The sequence below is a fragment of the Gracilimonas sp. B-17 genome (genome assembly GCF_056857935.1).
Map to the genome: position 1 here is coordinate 291,057 of NZ_JBSXOA010000011.1, position 20,588 is coordinate 311,644.

Genomic DNA, 20,588 nt, shown 5'->3' on the forward strand with positions numbered 1-20,588 from the left:
GAATTTCGAAATTCATTATTCCTTGTTCATTATTCGATATTCAAAAGTTCTTGATACCGGAAACAATTTGTAGTGTGATCCATTACCAGTCCACAAGCCTGCATGTAGGCGTATATGATGGTACTGCCTACAAACTTGAAACCGCGCTTTTTGAGGTCTTTGCTTAAAGCATCAGATTCTTTGGTATTGGCCGGTATTTGTTTCATTGAATCCCAATGGTTCACGATCGGTTCACCTCCTACAAACTGCCAAACATATTTATTAAAACTGCCAAATTCGTTTTGTATTTCCATAAAATGGCGGGCATTTGAGACGGCAGACCGGATCTTAAGTTCATGACGGATGATATCTGCATTCTGTTTCAATTCCTGAACTTTGGCCTCATCAAAACGGGCAACTTTTTCAGGGGCAAAATTTTTAAATGCTTTTCGGTAACCATCTCTCCGTTTAAGGATAGTGGACCAGCTTAATCCGGCTTGTGCTCCCTCAAGGGTCAAAAATTCAAAATGGACGTGATCGTCATAGACCGGAACACCCCATTCTTTATCGTGGTATTCAATGTACTCAGGAAATTGACCTTCAACCCATGCGCAACGTTTTATGCTCATTTTATGTAATTAATGTAAAGAATTGACCTTGCCGTAATTATATAAGAGTTCAATTATTTCTACCTTATAAAACTCTCTCACACACTCAATATAAAACAAGTAATTCATGAATTGGAAAGAAACTGTAAAAGATCTTGCTGAAAAAAGCGGAATCAGTCAAAGTCTAACGAAACGTGTCATCAAGCTAACCGAAATACTGGAAGAACTGACAGTTGAGAAACATGGAGAGGAACTGGTTAAAACCCTTGGACGGTTGCCTATAGAAAGTGCACAAGCTTTGGATCAGGGGAATGAAAAGCTATTGGAGAAACTGGAAAATGAAATGGAAGGCCTCTCGATCGGTGAGATCAAGGAGATCCTTCAGATGTATACCACTTTCTTTCACCTGGTTAATTCACTGGAGCAACATGAGATAAGCAGGGTGAACCGGAGGCGAGAGTTTGAGGAAACACCGGTATCACCCCGGAAAGAAAGTATAGCTGAATCGGTTCACAACATGAAGGAAAGAGGGTATACATATGAAGAAGCCCTGAATGTTTTTAAGCAGATGGATATACAGCCTACCATCACGGCTCATCCCACTGAGGCCCGTCGGCGTAGTGTTTTACTGAAACAGCAGGAACTGGCTTCCATGATCTCAAGACTGGGAGATTCAGATATCACTCCGGATGAAAAGATAGATCTGCACCGTGAGATCCTTAACCAATTGAATCTGTTGCTACTGACAGATGAGGTCCGGTCTGAAAGGTTGACCGTTGAAGATGAAGTTGAGAATGGCCTTTTCTACTTTACACATTCAATATGGGACTCTATTCCGGTTCTGTATCGTGATATTCGTCAGGCCTTCGATACCTATTACAATAAAAGGCCGGAAGTACCGATCGTACTTAAATATCGCTCATGGATAGGCAGCGACCGCGACGGTAATCCAAATGTAACCTCCAATGTGACCTGGCAGACGGTGATCGAACAGCGTAAAACCGTACTGAACCTGTATCTGGATGAGTTGAATGAATTGCGCCGATATTTGAGCGTTTCGGATAAGCAGGCAAAGGTTTCCAAAGAGCTGGAAGATTCTGTCAAAAAGGATGAAAAGGATTTTCCGCTAACAGAACGGTATGAGAGACGATATAAGCATGAAATGTATCGTCGAAAGGTCACTCATATGATGCATAAGGTCCGTTTTCTGATCAATAAGCTTTCAGCCGATAAGCAGGAAATCATTCAATCGGCTCAAACCTACACACAACAAGATTTTATTAAAGATCTTGAGGTCATAAAAGAAAGCCTGGTGAAAAATGGATTGTCCGGACTTTCAGAACAGGGAAAATTGCAGGATCTGATCATAAGGGCTAAAACTTTTGGGTTTCATCTGAGCTCTCTGGATATCCGTCAGCACAGCAGCTTACATGAAGAGACAGTTGAAGAGTTATTGGCTCAGGCAAATGTTCTGAATGATTACAGTGATCTTGATGAAGAGGAGAAGATCGAAACGTTGGTCACGGAGCTGAAAAACCCGAGACCACTCAGCCCTGTTAAAAGTGACAGGTCAGAGGTTTCCGCAAAGGTAATGAATGTATTTGAAGAAATACGGGACATGCTGGCATTGAATCCTGAAATATTTGGAAGTTATATCATCAGCATGACACACGGAATAAGTGACATGCTGGAGGTTATGCTGATCGCAAAAGAGAATGGCCTTTGGAGTTATAAAAAAGGAAAAGTGGACAGCCAACTTGATGTGGTACCACTATTTGAGACCATTGAGGATCTTGAGAAAAGTGCAGGACTTATGGAGCAAATGTACAAACACGAGCTGTTTTCTGAGTACCTGGCATCTCGTGATAATTTTCAGGAGATCATGCTTGGATATTCTGACAGTAACAAAGACGGGGGGTACTGGATGGCAAACTGGGCACTTGATAAAGCTCAATATGAATTGGGTTCAGTGTGCCGAAAATATAATGTTGATTTCAGGTTATTTCATGGTCGTGGCGGAACGGTGGGACGCGGTGGAGGACAATCCAATCAGGCTATTGTAGCTATGCCGGCCGTTGCTAATAACGGGCGGATCCGGTTCACGGAGCAGGGAGAGGTGATCTCATTCCGCTATATGTTGCCATCAATCACACACCGGCATCTCGAGCAGATCGTGAATGCCATGGCCACGGTTACAATGGCTCAGCATGATGAAGCCACCGGTTATCTTTCAGGAAAGGAAAATGAAAGGGCCATTATTGAGGAAATTGCTGAAACTTCCATGAAAGCATATCGTGAACTGATAGATGACCCGGAATTCTGGGACTGGTACTCAGCGATCACACCCATTGAGCATATTGGTAAACTGCCGATCGCTTCCAGGCCGGTATCGAGGGGTTCTTCAGATGATATGACCTTTGATACGCTTCGGGCTATTCCCTGGGTATTTGCCTGGACACAGGTACGGTACAATACCCCCGGATGGTATGGCATAGCTGAGGGAATTGAATCCGTGATCGGAAACCATGATGATGGGATGAAGACATTACAAAAATGGCATAAGGAGTGGACCTTTTTCAGTACCGTTCTGAATAATTCACAAAGAGAAATGGCCAGAACCCATCTGCCAACTTCGGATTTGTATAATTTTAAACCCTCAAAATTTCACGATAAATTAATTCGTAAATTCAGTGAAGCCGAAAAATATGTTACAAAAGTGACTGGTTTTGATCATATTTTGGATCACAATAAAGTGATACAGAATTCTATATTATTCCGGAATCCATTCACTTATCCGATGAACTTTATACAGGCAGAGTTGCTGAAGAGATGGAGAAAAGCTGAAACTCAGTCCCAGAAAGAAGAATTGACTGAGGTGCTGTTCCTAAATATAAACGGAATAGCTGCGGCCATGCAGAGTACGGGTTAACGTATGGCTAAACATTAATTAACAGACCCAAAACTGTAATTTATTTCGAAAGGTGTTATTTTAATATCATGATGAACGAGACAATAGAGAATACCCGAATTACCGTACAGCCAGTTACTAATAGCCGTATCAACGAAGTTGATTTTGATAATCTCGTTTTTGGACGAAAATTCTCAGATCACATGTTTGAAATGGTATTTGCGGATGGAAAATGGGGGGAACCACTCATAAAACCCTATGCCCCTTTTCAGATCACTCCGGCAACCAATGTCTTACATTATGGTCAGGCCGTTTTTGAAGGCATGAAAGCGTTCTATGTAGACGAAAATACCGTGCATATCTTCAGGCCGGATGTTCATCATCAGCGCTTCAATAATTCCTGCAGAAGAATGTGCATTCCCGAAACGGAATACGAGACCTTCATAGAAGCACTGGAAACACTGATCAGGTTGGATCGACAATGGATACCAAAGAAAGCGGGTACGGCACTCTATATACGGCCATTCATATTTGCTTCGGATGATCTGCTTGCAGCCCGTTCATCAGATAAATTTACCTATCAGATCATCACATCCCCGGTAGGAGCATATTATTCGGAAGGTTTTAATCCCGTTTCACTGACAACAACAGATGAATTTGTTCGTGCAGTTGAGGGGGGTACCGGAGAAGCTAAGGCTGCAGGAAATTATGCCGGCAGTTTTCTTCCGGCTAAAAAGGCTAAAGCGGATGGATATACACAAGTGTTATGGCTGGATGCCAAAGAACATAAGTATATTGAAGAAGTAGGTACCATGAATATCCATTTTCTGATCGGTGATACATTGGTCTCACCGGCACTGACGGGATCGATCCTGCCCGGTGTAACCCGACGGTCTGTTTTGTCTTTGGCCAAAGAATGGGGATTGAATGTGGAAGAAAGACGTATTTCCATTGATGAGCTATTCGAAGCCTACGAAAATGGAGATCTGAAAGAGGTCTTTGGTTCCGGAACAGCCGCTGTTGTTTCACCTGTAGGCCTAATTCACCACCAGGGCAAAAACATTGAGTTGGATCGTAAAAAACCCGGTGAATTTGCCCAGAAATGTTTTGATGAGATCACCGGCATCCAATACGGAAGAAGGGAAGATACCTTTGGATGGGTTCATAAGATCGAAATTTGAACATGAATGTTGATCTGATCAAAATTCTTGCAGTCGGCTCCGGTGGTTTCATTGGAGCCGTTTTTCGTTATTTGATCTCAGTATTTGCCATCTCCCAGGCCCCAGATTCAAAATTCCCCTACGGTACGATAGCGGCCAATCTGATAGGTTGTTTACTGATAGGATTCTTAGCCGGGCTGTTTGAACTCAGATCTTGGGGAAATCCTGAATTCCGGCTGTTCATATTTGTTGGCATACTCGGCGGATTTACCACGTTCTCTACCTTCTCTCACGAAACCTTCCTCCTCTTCGAAAACGGAAAACTCCTGATGAGCCTTGCCAATCTCGGAATACAGGTAATATTTGGTTTAGTTTTCGTCTGGCTCGGATATCAACTCATCAGGCTCTTCAGCTAACAGCCCCCTCCCACACACACTTCAAAATTCCTTGTTCAATATTCAATATTCGATATTCAAATTAATACCCCTTTTCCCTGTCTACCTCAAACATCAGCTCCATACCAGACAAAGCCCGTTTATAGTTCTCAACGATCACCCTCGCCGCTTCTTCAGCCGGCGTAATAGCTGCAATATGTGGCGTTACCATGATCTGATCACGATTCCAGAACGTATGATTCTTTGGAAGGGGTTCTTCCTCGAACACATCCAAGCAAGCTCCTTCAAGGTAATTCATGTCAAAGGCATAGATCAGGTCTTCTTCAACCAAATGACTCCCTCTTCCTACATTGATCAGATACCCCGGTTTCTTTAGTTTTTTGAAAATATCAAGATCCAGAATGCCTTCTGTTTCTTCAGTGAGAGGAAGGAGGTTCACCAATACCTTGGTTTTTCCCAGGAACTCATCCAATTGATCATTGCCGGCAAATGAAGTAACTCCTTCAATTTCTTTCTCACTGCGCGACCAGCCGTTGACGTTATATCCTTGTTGTACCAACAATGTTGCAACAGAGGATCCCATTTCTCCCAATCCCATGATGCCAACCGGGATTGATGTCTTGGGAATATTAGTATAGGGTTTCCATTCTCCTGTTCGTTTTTGCTTGTAATATTGGTTGATGTGAAGCCTGTAATTAGTAATTGCATTTAGAACATAATCACCCATTTGAGTTTGAAGTGATTCTGTGATCAATCGTGCAATGGGTATACCGTCAGACAGGCTTTCATCGTCCAGTAAGTGGTTGACCCCGGCACCAAGTGAAGACACGGCCCTTAAATTCGGATAGTTAGATAACACTTTATCAGGATGGTTCCAGCAAACAGCAAAAGTCACCCGTTCCTTCTTATCAACTCTTGGCCAGACCTCAACATCTATGTTTGGATCAAGTTCAAGGATCGCATCCTTTAAAGAAGTGAAATCCCGGTTTTTAGCAATTAATAGTAATGACATGTGTTCTCTGATTGATGAACCTGAAGATAGGGATTCAAAAAGACAGTATTGGATGAGGGCTATTAAAAAATGTTTAGTTACTCTTTTCTCTAAGGAAATCCTGATATAACTCAACAAGTTCACTCATCATCATAGCAGTAGCCCCCCAAAGTGGAACACGATGTATATTCCAGAAGGGTACACGGTAGGGAGTACCTCTAAGATTCCATTCTTCATAGATCAGGTTTTTCTCTTCTAAAAGTTTATTCAAAGGTACAGAAATGATCTCTTCCACCTCATTTGGGTTCGGAGTGAAGTTTTGTTCCTCATTTAGAAAAGCAACTACCGGTGTTACCATATTGTCAGAATGCCCGACATAAAGTGAGGTTAAAGTTCCGGCAATATTGACTCCTTCCTTGTGTAATCCGATCTCTTCCTGTGATTCGCGAAGTGCTGTCTCAAAAATGGTTTCATCTCCCTCTTTTCCTCCTCCGGGAAAGCTTAACTGACCCCCATGATTAATGTCCTGCGTTCTTAAAGTCAGTAAAATTTCAAGTTCATTTTTCCAGGCGATCAACGGAACGAGAACACTGCTATTTCTAAAATCATCATGAGCGGGTTCATAATGCCTGACAGAATTTTCCCCATTGAGAGGATTTGGAGCCATCTTTTCCTGGGATCTACGTCCTGGAAGATGGTCTTTTAAACGCTTTTGTAAATACTTGTGAAAGTTAATTTGTAACAAATTGGAAAATTATAACTGTTTAATGTATGATGTCGGATGTGCATGCAGTACAGCCTGCCTCCCATATTTCAGTGATGTAGGTCAAATCATAATGTACTGCATATTCAACATTAAGTTGTAATTACTCATTCATTGGGTATAAATAGAACAATAACCAAAATAAGGTTAATCAAATATGCAGAATAGTATACTAAGAAAAATAACTGCAGGGGCATTGGTACTAATGTTTGCAGTTGTTGGATGTCAAAATGTAACTGAGGTTGCAGAAACAAATGATCAATCGATCGATCAGGTCATTGATGGTCAATATATAGTGGTCATGAAAGGTTCTGATTCAGGTAAATTCAAGTTGGGAGATGTGCGGCAGGTAGAAGAGGTTCGCAGCAAGCTTGTAGCTGAGGCAAAGATCGCACCTGAGAAGATCGTACATAAGTATAATAATGTGATCGCAGGTTTTACTGCCCAGTTAAGTGATGCTCAATTGGAAATACTAAAAGAGAATGAAAATGTAGATTACATAGAAAAAGATAGAGTTTACACTTTTGCTCCTCCTTGTGGTACTCCAAACGGAGGTCCATGTGATGGTGATGGCGGAGGAGATGGAGGTGGAAGTTCATCTCAGGAAACTCCCTATGGGATCACACGTGTAAACGGTGGTGCTACATACACCGGCAGTAACGTGGCTTGGGTTATTGATTCAGGCATCGATCTAGACCATCCTGATCTGAATGTTGACGCTTCAAGAGGCTATAATGCATTTACATCCGGCCGTGACGGCAAAAGTCTTGATGATGGTAACGGTCACGGAACACACGTAGCTGGAACGATTGCAGCGGTTGATAATAACCAGGGTGTGATCGGTGTTGCAGCCGGTGCTACAGTAATCCCTGTGAAAGTACTGGATAGTCGTGGAAGCGGATCTTATTCTGGTGTGATCGCCGGTGTTGATCATGTTGGAGCTAACGGATCCAATGGCGATGTGGCCAATATGAGTTTGGGTGGCCCAACTTCTCAGGCACTTGATGATGCCGTGCTTGCTGCGTCTTCTAATGGTGTGAAGTTTGTTTTGGCGGCAGGTAATGAAAGCACCGATGCAAATAACTCATCTCCTGCACGAGTGAATGGATCAAATATTTATACGATCTCTGCGATGGATAGTAATGACAACTGGGCAAGCTTTTCGAATTACGGAAACCCTCCGGTTGATTATGCCGCACCCGGTGTGAGTGTTACTTCAACCTGGAAAGGTGGTGGATATAACACCATAAGTGGAACTTCCATGGCCTCACCGCATGCTGCAGGTGTTCTGTTGCTGGGTAATGCCGGCACCGATGGTAATGTGAATGGTGATCCTGACGGAAATCCGGATCCAATCATTGTGAACTGATAGACTAGTACACAAATATTTATAAAGCCTTTCCGGTTAGCCGGGAAGGCTTTTTTTATTGGGTGAGGGTTTTCAAAGCTGACATCATGTGCGTATTTTTACCATCTAATTTTTACAACCCTATCATGTAATACTGACTGATCATATATGAAGAAAAAGTACAATGTGTACGGTATTGGAAATGCCCTCGTTGACCTTGAATTTAAAGTGACTCCCGATTTTTTAGAAGAACATAAAGTTCAAAAAGGATTGATGACCCTGGTTGATGAGGATACTCAACACCGGCTTATTAAGGCCATTGATCACAATGATGCCATAAAAAAATCCGGAGGTTCTGCAGCCAATACCATGATAGCAGTCAACCAGTTTGGAGGTAAATCCTTCTACTCCTGTAAAGTAGCAAAGGATGATTTTGGTGATATATACCTGAAGGATATGGAGGATGCAGGCATACCAACCAATTTTGAAAGGCAGGAAAGGGAAGAGGGGATCACCGGAAAATGTCTGGTCATGATCACTGAAGATGCTGACAGAACCATGAATACCTTTCTTGGAATTTCTTCGGGCCTTTCTGTGAATGAAGTGGACGACAGAGCTATAAAAGACTCCGAGTATGTGTACCTGGAGGGATATCTGGTCGCCTCTGAAGGGGGATTGGAAGCCATGAAATACACAAAGAAAGTAGCAGAAGAAAACGGGGTCAAAACGGCCATTACACTTTCAGATCCCTCAATTTCACACGCCTTTAATTCACAATTCAGGGAAGTGATCGGGGCTTCCGTTGATCTTTTATTTTGCAACGAACAGGAAGCAAAGACCTTTACAGGGAAAGACAACTTAGCGGAAGCGAGGGAAGCCCTGAAACAAGAAGCCAAACGTTTCGTGATCACTCAGGGTAAGAATGGGGCGATGATCTTTGATGGAGATACTTTTATTGATATCGAACCCTATGATGTTAAAGCTGTAGATACAAATGGTGCCGGAGATATGTTTGCAGGGGCTTTTCTTTATGGAATTACAAACGACCTCGGATTTGCAAATTCCGGAAAACTAGCCAGTTTGGCAGGCTCCAGGATCGTTTCTCAATATGGACCAAGGCTCAAATGGCATGAGGTTCAGGAAATACTTCACGAATTAAAATAATACAGAATGTCAGGAATTGAATTAATGGGTTGGGCAGGATTTGGAATATTGGTCGCTGCCTGGATACCACAAACCATAGATACCATTAAGCGGGGCAGCACACAGATCAATCTGGCCTTCGTGATCATGTATTTTACATCCAGTTTATTGTTGATGATCTATTCCATACTCACAGAAGATCCGGTTTTCACAGCCTTGAACGGCCTTCTAACACTGGGCAGCGGGATCAATATGTATTACAAATTCTTTCCAAGAAAGGAATCATGAAAGTTACAGAATTAGTCATTGCCTCAAGAAACGAGCACAAGATCGTGGAAATGCAGCAACTGCTGAGTCCCTTGGGTATTGAAGTTTTGTCAACCAAAGATTACCCAAACCTTGAAGAGGTCGTAGAAGATCGTCCAACCTTAAAAGGAAATGCCCTTAAAAAGGCCAGGTATGTGGCAAAACAAACAGGGCTTCCGGCCCTATCTGATGACACCGGACTGGAAGTGGAGTCCCTTAATGGGAAACCCGGCGTTTATTCCGCTAGATTTGCCGGTCCAAACGCCACATATGAAGACAATGTACTCAAGTTGCTGGATGAGTTGAAGGGTAAGAAAAACCGAAAAGCCCGATTCAGAACCATTGTCGCTTTGGTCGATGGAGATGAGGAGTTTACATTTGAAGGGATCTGCAATGGGAAGATCATTGAAGAACAAAGAGGGACTGAAGGTTTTGGATATGATCCTATATTCATGCCGGAAGGCTATGATCTCACATTCGCAGAATTAGACGGTACAACCAAAAACTTGATATCCCATCGGGGTAAAGCCGTTGAAAATTTTGTGAAATTCCTGAAAGAGATGTGATTCTGACCTCTGAATAACTTATCTACCTGCTATCGAGTTAATTAAATGATATCAGGAATGTTCGATCGAAAACAATTTTTAAAAACCTCGTTGGCAGGTATACTTCCACTGGGATTTGGAAGCTTCACTTCAACCAAAACCTACTCAGGTAAAAAACCGGTGGTGGTCTCAACCTGGAGAACTGCAACCAATGCAAATCAGGCTGCCTGGGATATTCTGTCAAAAGGCGGATATGCCCTTGATGCAGTAGAAGAAGGAGTGAAAGTTGAAGAAGCCAATCCCGATAACAGTACCGTTGGCTATGGCGGCAGACCTGACCGTGATGGAAAAGTCACCCTGGATGCCTGTGTGATGGACGAGTCCGGAAACTGCGGATCGGTAGCCTGTCTGGAAAATATAAAACATCCGGTATCTGTGGCCCGAATGATCATGACTGATAGCCCACATGCTATGCTGGTTGGTCCCGGCGCGAAACAATTTGCTCTTTCACAGGGGTTTGTAGAGGAAGACCTGCTAACGCCGGAATCCAAAGCAGCGTGGGAAAAATGGCTTGAAAGCGGAGATTATACTCCACCTGCCATTAATATTGAAAATCATGATACCATTGGTATGCTGGCTCTGGACGAGCAAGGTAGAATTTCAGGGGCCTGTACCACAAGTGGAGCGGCCTGGAAGATGCACGGCAGGGTAGGAGATTCCCCGATCATAGGGTCAGGACTTTTTATCGATCCAAAAATTGGAGGGGCAGTGGCAACAGGGCTGGGAGAGGAAGTGATCAAAACAGCAGGAAGTCACCTGGTGGTAGAAATGATGCGGGCCGGTCACTCTCCGGGTGAGGCCTGTAAAATAGCCGTTGAGCGGATCATCGAGAGGGATCCCAGCAACAAAGAGGGCGTTCAGGTGGCCTACATTGCCCTGAATATAGATGGGGCATATGGCGGATTCAGTATCAGAAAAGGGTTTGATGCAGTGGTCACTGATCCGGACGGTATGCGAACTGAACCAGCTGGATACCTTTACTAAGCATGGAATTTTCAATCATTGATTACATCGTTATTGTGGTTTATCTGGTTGGTGTAGCCTTTCTTGGGTTGCGGACTTCCGGTAAGCAGACCTCTAACAAAGATTATTTTTTGGGTGGGGAAGGGATGCCCTGGTGGGCGGTATTGTTTTCCATCGTGGCTACAGAAACCAGTACGTTGACCTTCATCAGTATACCGGCAGTAGCTTATGGGGGCAATCTGACCTTTCTGCAGATCACGGTGGGATATGTGATCGGACGAATTGGTGTTGCCCTGTTCTTTCTTCCAAAATATTTTGAGGGGGAATTGTTAACAGCTTATACCTTTCTGGAACGGCGGTTTGGTGCCGGCATGAGAAATGCGGCGAGTACCACCTTTATGATCACGCGATTGCTGGCGGATGGGGTTCGCTTATTTGCTACAGCTATTCCATTGGCCATCATCCTTAGACTTGGAGGTGCCTTTACCGGAATGGGTGATCTTCAGCTTTACATCATTTCTATAGCGGTGATAACAGGGATCACACTCATGTACACGTTCTTTGGGGGGATCAAGGCAGTGGTTTGGATGGACTTTGTGCAGATGCTTGTTTACATAGGCGGTGCATTCATCGCCATATTCGTGCTTTGGAATAATATGCCGCAAGGGTTTTCCTTACCCGTTGAGAAATTAAAGATCATAGACCTTGGATTCGAAATGAGTTTTGAGGAATTCATCCGGCAGCCCTACACTTTGATCACAGCTATTATTGGTGGAGCCGTTTTCTCATTGGCTTCGCATGGAACAGATCACTTGTTGGTACAGAGGGTTTTGGCTACCGGAAGTTTGAGGTCGGGGCAAAAAGCCATGATCTGGAGTGGTATCGTGGCTATGCTACAGTTTGGGCTGTTTCTTGGGATAGGATTACTGCTATTTATGTTCTATGAAGGGGTTTCGGCAGATGCTCTTGGGCTGGCAACAACCGATGAGATCTTTGCCAAGTTTATTGTAGAACAGCTTCCCGTTGGTGTATCAGGACTGATCGTAGCGGCTCTATTTGCGGCTGCAATGAGCAGTCTCAGTTCGTCGCTGAACTCATTGGCATCCTCAACTACCTATGATATCTATAAACCCTATTTTGGTAAATCAAACACCGATGCAGAGGACCTGGCCATCTCCAGAAAGATCACATTGGTGTGGGGGGTGATCCTGTCATTTTCAGCCGTATTCTTTGCTTTCCTTCAGCTTCAGGGAGGAGAAAGACCCGCGATCGTCGAATTGGGACTGGGTATTGCTTCCTATACTTATGGTGGTTTATTGGGTGCCTTTTTGTTGGGAATGCTGTTTGACAAACCTGATAAAAGAGATGCAATGATCGGGTTCTTTACGGGCTTGATCGCCTTGCTGTTCATGGTTCAGGGACCCATTCAAAATATACTGCCGGGAAATGGACTAGCTATAGCGTGGCCTCTATATACCCTGGTAGGTTCTTTGATCGTGGTTATGACGGGTTTAATATCTAATTGGTTGAGGGATATTGAAAATGAATAAAAATGAGGAGATCATCCATAAGTTGTACTCAGCCTTACAAGCTCTGGACCATAAAGGGATGATCCAATGCTATCATCCGGAAGCCACCTTCAAGGATCCCGTATTTGAATTGAATTCCAAAGAGGAAATTGCAGGTATGTGGACCATGCTTTGCAAAAGAGCCAAAGAATTTGAGTTACATTATGATGATGTTCGGGCTGATTCAGAAGAGGGTGAAGCCCGACTGAATGCGAAATACCTGTTTTCCCAAACAGGACGAATGGTACATAACCATATCAATGCCCAGTTTAAATTTAAAAGCGGATTGATCATAGGACAAGTCGATTCGTTCGATTTCTGGAGATGGAGCCGACAGGCTCTGGGACTTCCCGGCCTGATAATGGGATGGACCTCCTTTCTTCAAAAGAAGGTTCAGAAGCAGGCGTTTAAAAACTTGAAACGTTTCATGGGTGAAGGTTAAAAGCCATAATGAATGCTTTAGGGTTCAATTTTGTAGTTACTACTGAATCTCAAAAGCATAGAATATTATGGCACATACCGTTAAAATACTTGAAACCGAATCCGTAACTCATGACGTAAAAAAACTGACCTTCGAAAAACCGAAGGGATATGAATTTGAACCCGGTCAGGCAACAGAGGTAGCCATTAATAAAGAAGGATGGAGGGAAGAAAAACGTCCATTTACCTTTACCTCTTTGAACGAGGGTGAACATCTTGAGTTTGTGATCAAGATCTACCCTGATCATGATGGAGTGACCGAACAGATCGGTAAACTGAAGGCGGGGGATTCATTGCTAATTGAAGACCCATGGGGAACTATTCAGTATAAAGGTGAAGGTACTTTTTTAGCTGGAGGTGCAGGTATAACTCCATTCATTGCTATTTTCAGAGACCTTCATAAGAAAGGAGCGATCGGAAATAATAAACTTATCTTTTCAAATAAGACCGATAAAGACATTATCCTGAAAGAAGAATTCAGCGATATGCTAGGCGATAATTTCATTAACGCAATTACTGATGAGCCTACTGATGATCACATCTATCTTGATGGATTCATTGATAAGGATTTTCTGGCGTCCAGGATCGATGATTTTGATCAGCCATTTTACGTGTGCGGACCGGGTCCATTCAACGATTCTATTATGAAATATCTGAAAGAACTGGGTGCCGAACCGGATGCCTTGGTGTTTGAAGAATAGGTTCGCAAATAGTCTGTTTTTTAAGAATAGCTCTGTACTCTTTAAAAGCAGAAAAATTCCCGGTTCAGAACCGGTTCATTAATTGAGCACACTCAGAGGTGGTATTAACACCGATTTGTGATACTTTAAGATTGAACAAAACCGGTAACCCTGGTTTGTTCATCTTGTTAACCTTCCGGTTTTTCGGGGTGTGTTTATCACACAAAACAATGGTCTCTTTGGCTTTGCTGGAGAGACTTTTTTATTTTAGAACATTTTAGACCTCCTGAACATAATTTTTCAAAGGCTTTCTTCATATACCAATTAGGTTCAATAGTTTACCTATAAGTGTGATAAGGTGAGTTATTCTTCTCTTTTATGTATGTTCATCCTAAAAATTAAATGGCACACGGAACACATAATGCTGTAGATGATCCAAGGAATGAAAATGTCCTCATCTATATAAACGGAGAGTTAAAACCTCGTCCGGAAGCCAAGATATCTGTATTTGACAGTGGTTATCTGGTGGGTGATGGAGTATGGGAAGGATTCAGGCTTCATAATGGTGTTCTTATATTTTTAGATGATCATTTGGACCGGTTATTTCAGGGAGCCAAAACGATAGGCATGGATCTGAAGATGGATCGTGACCAGATAAGAATGGCAATCCGGAAAACACTAAATGCCAATGAAATGACCGATGGTGTTCATGTCAGGTTGATGTTTACCAGAGGGATCAAGAAAACGCCATCCCAGGATCCCAGACTTACGGTTACTGGACCTAACCTGGTCATAATTGCAGAATATAAAAAAGCAGATCCTGAAAGCAGAGATAGGGGGGTTACCTTATTTACGAGCACGATAAGACGTGGGTCGCCGGATTATTTGGATCCACGGCTGAATTGCCACAGTAAGTTACATGAGGTACAGGCTCTTATTCAGGCCATAGAGGCCGGAGCAGATGAAGCCTTGATGCTTGATGTCAATGGCTTTGTTTCAACCTGTAATGCCACAAATTTCTTTATGGTGAAGGGTGATGAGGTATGGACCTCAACCGGTCAGTATTGTATGAATGGGATCACCCGTGGAAAGGTTATTGAGATCTGCAAAAAACATGGTATCGAATGCAAAGAGAAGAATTTTTCACTGTTCGATGTATATGGAGCAGATGAAGCATTTGTGACCGGCAGTTTTGGTGGATTAACACCGGTTACAACAATTGACGGTCGTGTGATATCCGGATCGGTACCCGGAAAAATGGTATCGAAACTTCAGAAATTGTATGAACAGGAATTAGCAAGAGCTGCGGATAGCCAAAAGGTTTGAACAGCTAGAATTTAATATGAACCTGAAACTGTTAGTTTTAAGGTCGTAAGTAATCAAAAAGTAAAATAGAATACATGCTAAAGACAAAAAGAATTTGTTTGTGGAGCGGTCCGCGTAATATTTCGACTGCGTTAATGTATGCTTTCGCACAAAGAGAGGATACAACGGTGGTTGATGAACCCTTGTACGCTCATTATTTGGTAAATACCGATGCCAAGGATTATCATCCCGGGGCGAAGGAAGTAATTGAGAGTCAGGAGAATGACGGTCAGAAAGTAGTAGATGAGATCATATTGGGAGATTATGATACTCCCATCGCTTTTTTTAAAAATATGACTCACCATCTGGTGAACCTGGACTGGGATTTTATGGAAAAGACAACCAATGTGATACTGACCCGTCCGCCAAAAGAAATGCTGATCTCATATTCCAAACAAGTCAAAAACCCAACCATGCAGGATGTGGGATATGAAAAGCACTTAGAGTTGGTGAAATACCTGAAATCCATTGGCAAAAAACCGGTGATCGTAGATTCCAAGGATATCCTGCAATATCCTCAATCCAGATTGAGAGAACTTTGCGGGACCCTGGGCATTCCTTTTGACGAAGCCATGCTGAAATGGCCGGCCGGCCCCCGAAAGGAAGACGGAGTATGGGCGAAGCACTGGTACCATAATGTACATCGCTCAACCGGATTTAAGGCGTATAAAGCATCTACTGATCCGATTCCTGAGCACCTTGAAGACTTGCTTGAACAATGTGAAGAGGCTTATGAAGAGCTTCTCACTTATGCTGGTGACTGATAAAATAAAAGCTCACAGTCTGTTTACAGATCTGTGAGCTTTGCAATTATTTTGAAACAGGTTTATAGGTCTGTTTCTCTGACTAAAGTCTTATCGTTTCGTTTCTCTTGGGGCCGGTGGAAATGATGGTGAATTTTACGCCAAGATAATCCTCAACAAACCGAATATAAGATTGTGCGGTAGATGGCAGTTTATTCCAGTCAGTAATCCCTTCTATCGAATTCTTCCATCCCGGAAGTGTGGTATAAACAGGTTCTACTTTTTCTATCTCATCCAGTGACAATGGAAATACTTTGGTCTCTTTTCCATCGATCTTATATGAAGTACATACTTTGATCTCCTCGAAACCATCCATCACATCCATCTTGGTGAGCGTCAGTTCATTCATACCATTGATCTGAACCACATATTTAAGGGCTACCAGATCAAGCCATCCACAGCGACGCGGGCGACCGGTTGTGGCACCGAATTCAGCTCCTTTTTTGCGTAATTCTTCCCCGGTTTCACCGAGTAACTCGGTAGGGAAGGGGCCGTTACCTACACGTGTGCAATAGGCTTTCGTAATGCCCATTACCTTATCAAGTGCGGTTGGGGGTATACCTGAACCTATGCACGCTCCGCCCGAGGTGGGAGAAGAAGAAGTGACATACGGATAGGTCCCGTGATCTACATCCAGAAGCGTACCCTGAGCTCCTTCCAACAGGATATTTTTTCTTTCATTGATGCCTTCATGCAACAGGTTGGTCGTATTGCAGATAAAAGGCTCAAGGGTTTGGATGGCATCCTCGAGTTCATTCATAAGGTCCTCAGTGCTAAGCAGCGGTTCCTTATAGAGGTTCTCAAGAGCAAAGTTAATGTCTGTCAGGTTCTGGTCGATCTTGGATCGAAGGGTCTCACGGTCCAACAGGTCGATCATTCTGATTCCGATTCGCGACACTTTACTGACATAGGCAGGGCCTATACCTCGGCCGGTGGTTCCAATGGCATCTCCGCCTCTTCGCTTCTCCTTCAGCTGATCCAGCAGCTTATGGTAGGGTAGGATCACATGGGCAGTTTGACTGATGAAAAACCGGCCTTCCAGACTGAAACCCATCTCCTGAACACCTTTGATCTCTTCAACCAGGGCGACAGGGTCAATGACCACACCGTTGCCGATCACACAATCGGCATCACCGTTAAAAATACCGGATGGGATGAGGTGAAGAACAACTTTTTTGTCATCGAACTTCAGGGTATGGCCTGCGTTGGCCCCTCCCTGAAAACGAACCACAAAGTCTGATTCAGAACTGAGAAGATCAACGATCTTGCCTTTACCTTCATCGCCCCATTGGGCACCAATTACAACTCTTGTACTCATAAGTAAATCAATAAAAAAGGGGTGCAAAACACCCCTTATCAGTTATAGAATTAAATCAAATATTAATCGTCAAATGATTCGGCGGCTTCTTCAACTGACTTATAGTGTTTGAAGACCGTGATCAATTTAGTGACGACCAACAGGCTTTCGATCTTGTCGGTAGCGTTGGCGATCCTAAGATCACCACCGGCTTTGCGCATGGTGGTAAGTCCGCCAATAAGCATTCCCAGACCGGATGAATTCATGAATTTAACTTTACCAAGATCAACTACAACATTGGTCTTACCGGCATCGATGAGTTCGTGCAGTTTTTCATTAAGACTAACTGCATCAGGGCCACCCATAACGTTTCCCTTAAATTCGATAACAACGCTGTTGTAGCGTTCTGATGTATTAAAGCTCATAGAATTACCTGTTGTTTTAAGATTTTAAGATTTTTTTGTGCGTTGTTCTAATTCAACCACTAAAGAACTGGCTACAAACAGTGAGCTGTAAGTACCCAAAACAATTCCGATTAACAGTGCAAAAGAAAACCCTTTCAACACTTCTCCGCCGAAAATAAACAGCACAAGCACCACAAACAAGGTGGTTAAAGAAGTTATTACAGTTCGGCTAAGCGTGTCGTTCAAACTCTTGTTGACCATGGGCATGAAATCCATGCCTTTATGGACATTGGAATTCTCACGGATACGGTCAAATACAACCACGGTATCGTTCAGTGAGTACCCTACAATGGTCAGGAATGCAGCTATCAACGCCTGATCGATCTGTAAACTGAAGGGGACAAGGTCACCTAAAATGGTGAAGATACCCAGTACGATCACCACATCATGTACCAGAGCCGCAACCGCACCGGCCGAGAAGGTCCAGTTTCGGAAACGGATCAGGATGTAGATGAAGATGATCACAATGGCATAGATCACAGCCTGAAGAGCTCCCCATTTCAGGTCTTCCGCAAATCGTGGACTGATAACATCAGTTTTGACAACGGTGAAAGGGTTATCGGGATGAAACTCCCTGACCGTTGAGGAAATGATCTGCTGAACTTCTGCGATCTCTTGTTCATTATCGGTTCTTATCAGGATCTCACTGTCGGAACCGAAGAGTTTCAATTCCGGGGTACTGCCGAGCGGCTCAGAAAGATCTGAACGCAGCTCAACCACACTGATCGGGTCCTCAAAATCGAGAACGAATTCTTTACCTCCGCGGAAGTCAATTCCGTATTGGAGGCCTTTAGTTAAAATTGCCCCTAAGGAGGCGATGAAAAGCACGGCAGACAGGATATAAGCTATCTTGCGCTTTCCGTTAAAATCAATACTTGGTGTTTCAAACCATCTCATAATATTAGTCTTTTAGTCGTTTTAAATTTCTTTTTGAAGATCAACCGAAGCTTACTGCATTCTTCTTGGTTTGTGTCAGGTAATCAACCACAACACGGGTGATCACGATGGCACTGAAGAGTGAAGCCACAATACCAGCCATCAGCGTAACGGCGAAACCTTTGATAGGTCCCACTCCAAAACTGAACAGGATGATAGCGACAAAGAAGGTGGTTACGTTAGCATCAACAATGGCACTCATTGCATTTGCATAACCGGCTTCGATCGATGCTTTGATGGTTTTTCCGGTGCGTTGCTCTTCACGTATTCGGTCAAAGATCAGCACATTGGCATCTACTGCCATACCAATGGTCAGTACGATACCCGCAATTCCCGGCAGGGTCAGCGTGGCTTTAAAAGCCGCAAGAATACCGAGTATGAAGATGATGTTGAGTAACAGAGCCAGGTCAGCAATTCCGCCACCGGTTCTGTAATACACGATCATGAAAATAGCTACGATACCCAATCCAACAAGGATAGAATTCAAACCGGCTTGAATTGACTCAGCACCCAGTGTTGCACCAACTGTGCGTTCCTCCAAAATATCAAGCGGAGCAGGCAGGGCACCGGAAAGCAGAATGTTAACAAGATCCTCTGCTTCTCCAATACCGTCTAATCCGGTTATAGAGGAACGACCGTTGGAGATCTTGGTTTGAACGTTAGGGTATGAGAAAACAAATCCATCCAATACGATGGCAACAGGCTTCCCTATGTTAGCACCGGTGATACGTCCCCATTTTCGGGCACCTTCACTGTTCATGCTCATGGATACTTCCGGTACGTTGGTAGCAGGATCGAATTGAACACTGGCCGCTTCAATGACATCACCTGTCAGTTCGATCTGAGTTCTTACACCTATCAGTTGATAAAGTTCTTCACCGGCTTGTCCGGGCAGTGGATTTGCACTCCACATTACTGTGGTATTACGTGGCATCATGCGTTGAACTTCTTCCGTTCTTAGCAGGTCCATCACTCTGGAAGTGTCGTCAGGTGTGGCGTAGCCAAATAGGTAAGGGTTTTGAGCAGGAACTAATACTTCGTCCAGCGGATTGAATTGGTTATTAACGACGGTATCTGCAGTGTCGCTTGTCTGTTCAAATGAATCGTAATACTCATAGGTTTGATTCACAAAAGAACGAAATTCTTCCGCATCGGCTGCCAGACGAAATTCAAGACGAGCTGTTCCTTTAAGAAGATTACGTACCCGTTCTTTGTCTTCAACACCGGGCAGCTCAACTACGATACGATTTTGTCCCTGCTTCACAATAGAAGGCTCAGTTACACCGTAACGGTCGACCCGGGTTCTGATGATCTCTACTGCGCGATCAAGGGCAGATTGACGCTGTGTCTTCAAAAAAGTAGCGATCTCTTCATTAGTAGATCGGCGGGTGATATCCATCGCGTCATTACGATAATAACGACTCAGGCGTGCATCAGGATCTCTTGATTCAAATTCAGCGACCATTTCATCAATGAAATCACTGTTGTTTTCAAGAGCGCGCTGATCGGCAACATCAATAACGTCGTTTAAAAGCTGATCGGCATTTTCGCCGGCCAGTTCTCTTATCAGTTGTGGAACACCCACTTCCAGGGTGACGTGCATTCCACCCTGAAGGTCAAGCCCAAGGGACAAAATGTTCGATCGCAGGTTCTCAAGTTTTTCTGCGTTTTCCTCTGTGTATTGAGCAGCTTCAGAAGGACTCAGGTCCTCAATATAGTTTTGCTCAAGTTGATATTGCACCGTTGGGTACAGGTAATAGATGGTAAGGGCCAAAAAAGCCACTATCGTACCAATTTTAAATCCGTTTCCTTGCATGGTAATATGA

20 protein-coding genes are annotated in these 20,588 nt (G+C 43.6%); 13 read left to right on the forward strand and 7 right to left on the reverse strand.

Annotated elements, in window-relative coordinates:
* Positions 1–29: 29 nt before the first annotated feature.
* A complete protein-coding gene (locus AC13FX_RS06110; protein WP_482879635.1) occupies positions 30–608 on the reverse strand; it encodes a DNA-3-methyladenine glycosylase I in 579 nt (192 codons plus the stop codon).
* A 106-nt stretch (positions 609–714) separates the two neighbouring features.
* On the opposite strand from AC13FX_RS06110, the gene ppc reads away from it, so the two are divergent.
* The 3 genes from ppc (at position 715) to crcB (ending at position 5,071) form a co-directional block, all read left to right on the forward strand.
* Positions 715–3,516: a phosphoenolpyruvate carboxylase gene (gene ppc / locus AC13FX_RS06115; RefSeq protein WP_482879636.1), complete on the forward strand. Its 2,802-nt coding sequence runs from the start codon at positions 715–717 to the stop codon at positions 3,514–3,516.
* Between the two features lie 68 nt (positions 3,517–3,584).
* Positions 3,585–4,676, forward strand: a complete 1,092-nt coding sequence (locus AC13FX_RS06120) for a branched-chain amino acid aminotransferase (RefSeq protein WP_482879637.1) — start codon at positions 3,585–3,587, stop codon at positions 4,674–4,676.
* Between the two features lie 2 nt (positions 4,677–4,678).
* Positions 4,679–5,071 (forward strand): fluoride efflux transporter CrcB, encoded by a 393-nt coding sequence (gene crcB / locus AC13FX_RS06125; RefSeq protein ID WP_482879639.1) that lies wholly within the window; start codon positions 4,679–4,681, stop codon positions 5,069–5,071.
* A gap of 61 nt (positions 5,072–5,132) precedes the next feature.
* Here crcB and AC13FX_RS06130 read toward each other — a convergent pair whose 3' ends face one another.
* Complete coding sequence (locus tag AC13FX_RS06130; protein WP_482879640.1) at positions 5,133–6,062, reverse strand: 2-hydroxyacid dehydrogenase; 930 nt, start codon at positions 6,060–6,062, stop codon at positions 5,133–5,135.
* A gap of 73 nt (positions 6,063–6,135) precedes the next feature.
* The gene (locus tag AC13FX_RS06135) at positions 6,136–6,708 is read right to left on the reverse strand and encodes an NUDIX hydrolase (protein ID WP_482879641.1); all 573 of its coding nucleotides are present in this window, start codon (positions 6,706–6,708) and stop codon (positions 6,136–6,138) included.
* A 253-nt stretch (positions 6,709–6,961) separates the two neighbouring features.
* On the opposite strand from AC13FX_RS06135, the gene AC13FX_RS06140 reads away from it, so the two are divergent.
* The 10 genes from AC13FX_RS06140 to AC13FX_RS06185 all read left to right on the forward strand — a co-directional run bounded on the left by AC13FX_RS06140 (position 6,962) and on the right by AC13FX_RS06185 (position 16,026).
* Entirely contained in the window at positions 6,962–8,173 is a 1,212-nt protein-coding gene (locus AC13FX_RS06140) for a S8 family peptidase (protein ID WP_482879642.1), read from the forward strand.
* A gap of 147 nt (positions 8,174–8,320) precedes the next feature.
* On the forward strand, positions 8,321–9,316 hold the full coding sequence (locus tag AC13FX_RS06145; protein ID WP_482879643.1) for an adenosine kinase: 996 nt from the start codon (positions 8,321–8,323) through the stop codon (positions 9,314–9,316).
* A gap of 6 nt (positions 9,317–9,322) precedes the next feature.
* The gene (locus tag AC13FX_RS06150) at positions 9,323–9,583 is read left to right on the forward strand and encodes a PQ-loop repeat-containing protein (RefSeq protein ID WP_482879645.1); all 261 of its coding nucleotides are present in this window, start codon (positions 9,323–9,325) and stop codon (positions 9,581–9,583) included.
* On the forward strand, positions 9,580–10,167 hold the full coding sequence (rdgB, locus tag AC13FX_RS06155; protein ID WP_482879647.1) for an RdgB/HAM1 family non-canonical purine NTP pyrophosphatase: 588 nt from the start codon (positions 9,580–9,582) through the stop codon (positions 10,165–10,167). Before AC13FX_RS06150 ends, rdgB begins: the two co-directional genes overlap by 4 nt.
* A gap of 57 nt (positions 10,168–10,224) precedes the next feature.
* Entirely contained in the window at positions 10,225–11,190 is a 966-nt protein-coding gene (locus AC13FX_RS06160; protein ID WP_482879649.1) for a glycosylasparaginase, read from the forward strand.
* A 2-nt stretch (positions 11,191–11,192) separates the two neighbouring features.
* Positions 11,193–12,719 carry a sodium:solute symporter gene (locus AC13FX_RS06165; protein WP_482879650.1) on the forward strand — a complete coding sequence of 509 codons (1,527 nt, stop codon included), beginning with the start codon at positions 11,193–11,195 and terminating at the stop codon, positions 12,717–12,719.
* Entirely contained in the window at positions 12,712–13,179 is a 468-nt protein-coding gene (locus AC13FX_RS06170; RefSeq protein ID WP_482879651.1) for a nuclear transport factor 2 family protein, read from the forward strand. Before AC13FX_RS06165 ends, AC13FX_RS06170 begins: the two co-directional genes overlap by 8 nt.
* 67 nt (positions 13,180–13,246) lie before the next feature.
* Positions 13,247–13,918, forward strand: a complete 672-nt coding sequence (locus tag AC13FX_RS06175; protein ID WP_482879652.1) for an FAD-binding oxidoreductase — start codon at positions 13,247–13,249, stop codon at positions 13,916–13,918.
* A 381-nt stretch (positions 13,919–14,299) separates the two neighbouring features.
* Entirely contained in the window at positions 14,300–15,223 is a 924-nt protein-coding gene (locus AC13FX_RS06180) for an aminotransferase class IV (protein ID WP_482879654.1), read from the forward strand.
* Positions 15,224–15,297: 74 nt separating this feature from the next.
* Entirely contained in the window at positions 15,298–16,026 is a 729-nt protein-coding gene (locus AC13FX_RS06185; RefSeq protein ID WP_482879655.1) for a sulfotransferase-like domain-containing protein, read from the forward strand.
* An 82-nt stretch (positions 16,027–16,108) separates the two neighbouring features.
* Here the strand turns inward: AC13FX_RS06185 and AC13FX_RS06190 are convergent, their stop codons facing one another.
* From AC13FX_RS06190 to secD, 4 genes are all read right to left on the reverse strand, one after another.
* Positions 16,109–17,383, reverse strand: coding sequence for an adenylosuccinate synthase (locus tag AC13FX_RS06190; protein ID WP_482879657.1), 1,275 nt, complete (start codon positions 17,381–17,383; stop codon positions 16,109–16,111).
* Positions 17,384–17,445: 62 nt separating this feature from the next.
* Positions 17,446–17,787 carry an STAS domain-containing protein gene (locus AC13FX_RS06195; protein WP_103665393.1) on the reverse strand — a complete coding sequence of 114 codons (342 nt, stop codon included), beginning with the start codon at positions 17,785–17,787 and terminating at the stop codon, positions 17,446–17,448.
* Positions 17,788–17,811: 24 nt separating this feature from the next.
* A complete protein-coding gene (gene secF, locus AC13FX_RS06200) occupies positions 17,812–18,723 on the reverse strand; it encodes a protein translocase subunit SecF (protein WP_482879659.1) in 912 nt (303 codons plus the stop codon).
* 40 nt (positions 18,724–18,763) lie between these two features.
* Entirely contained in the window at positions 18,764–20,578 is a 1,815-nt protein-coding gene (gene secD, locus AC13FX_RS06205; RefSeq protein WP_482879660.1) for a protein translocase subunit SecD, read from the reverse strand.
* Positions 20,579–20,588 lie beyond the last annotated feature (10 nt).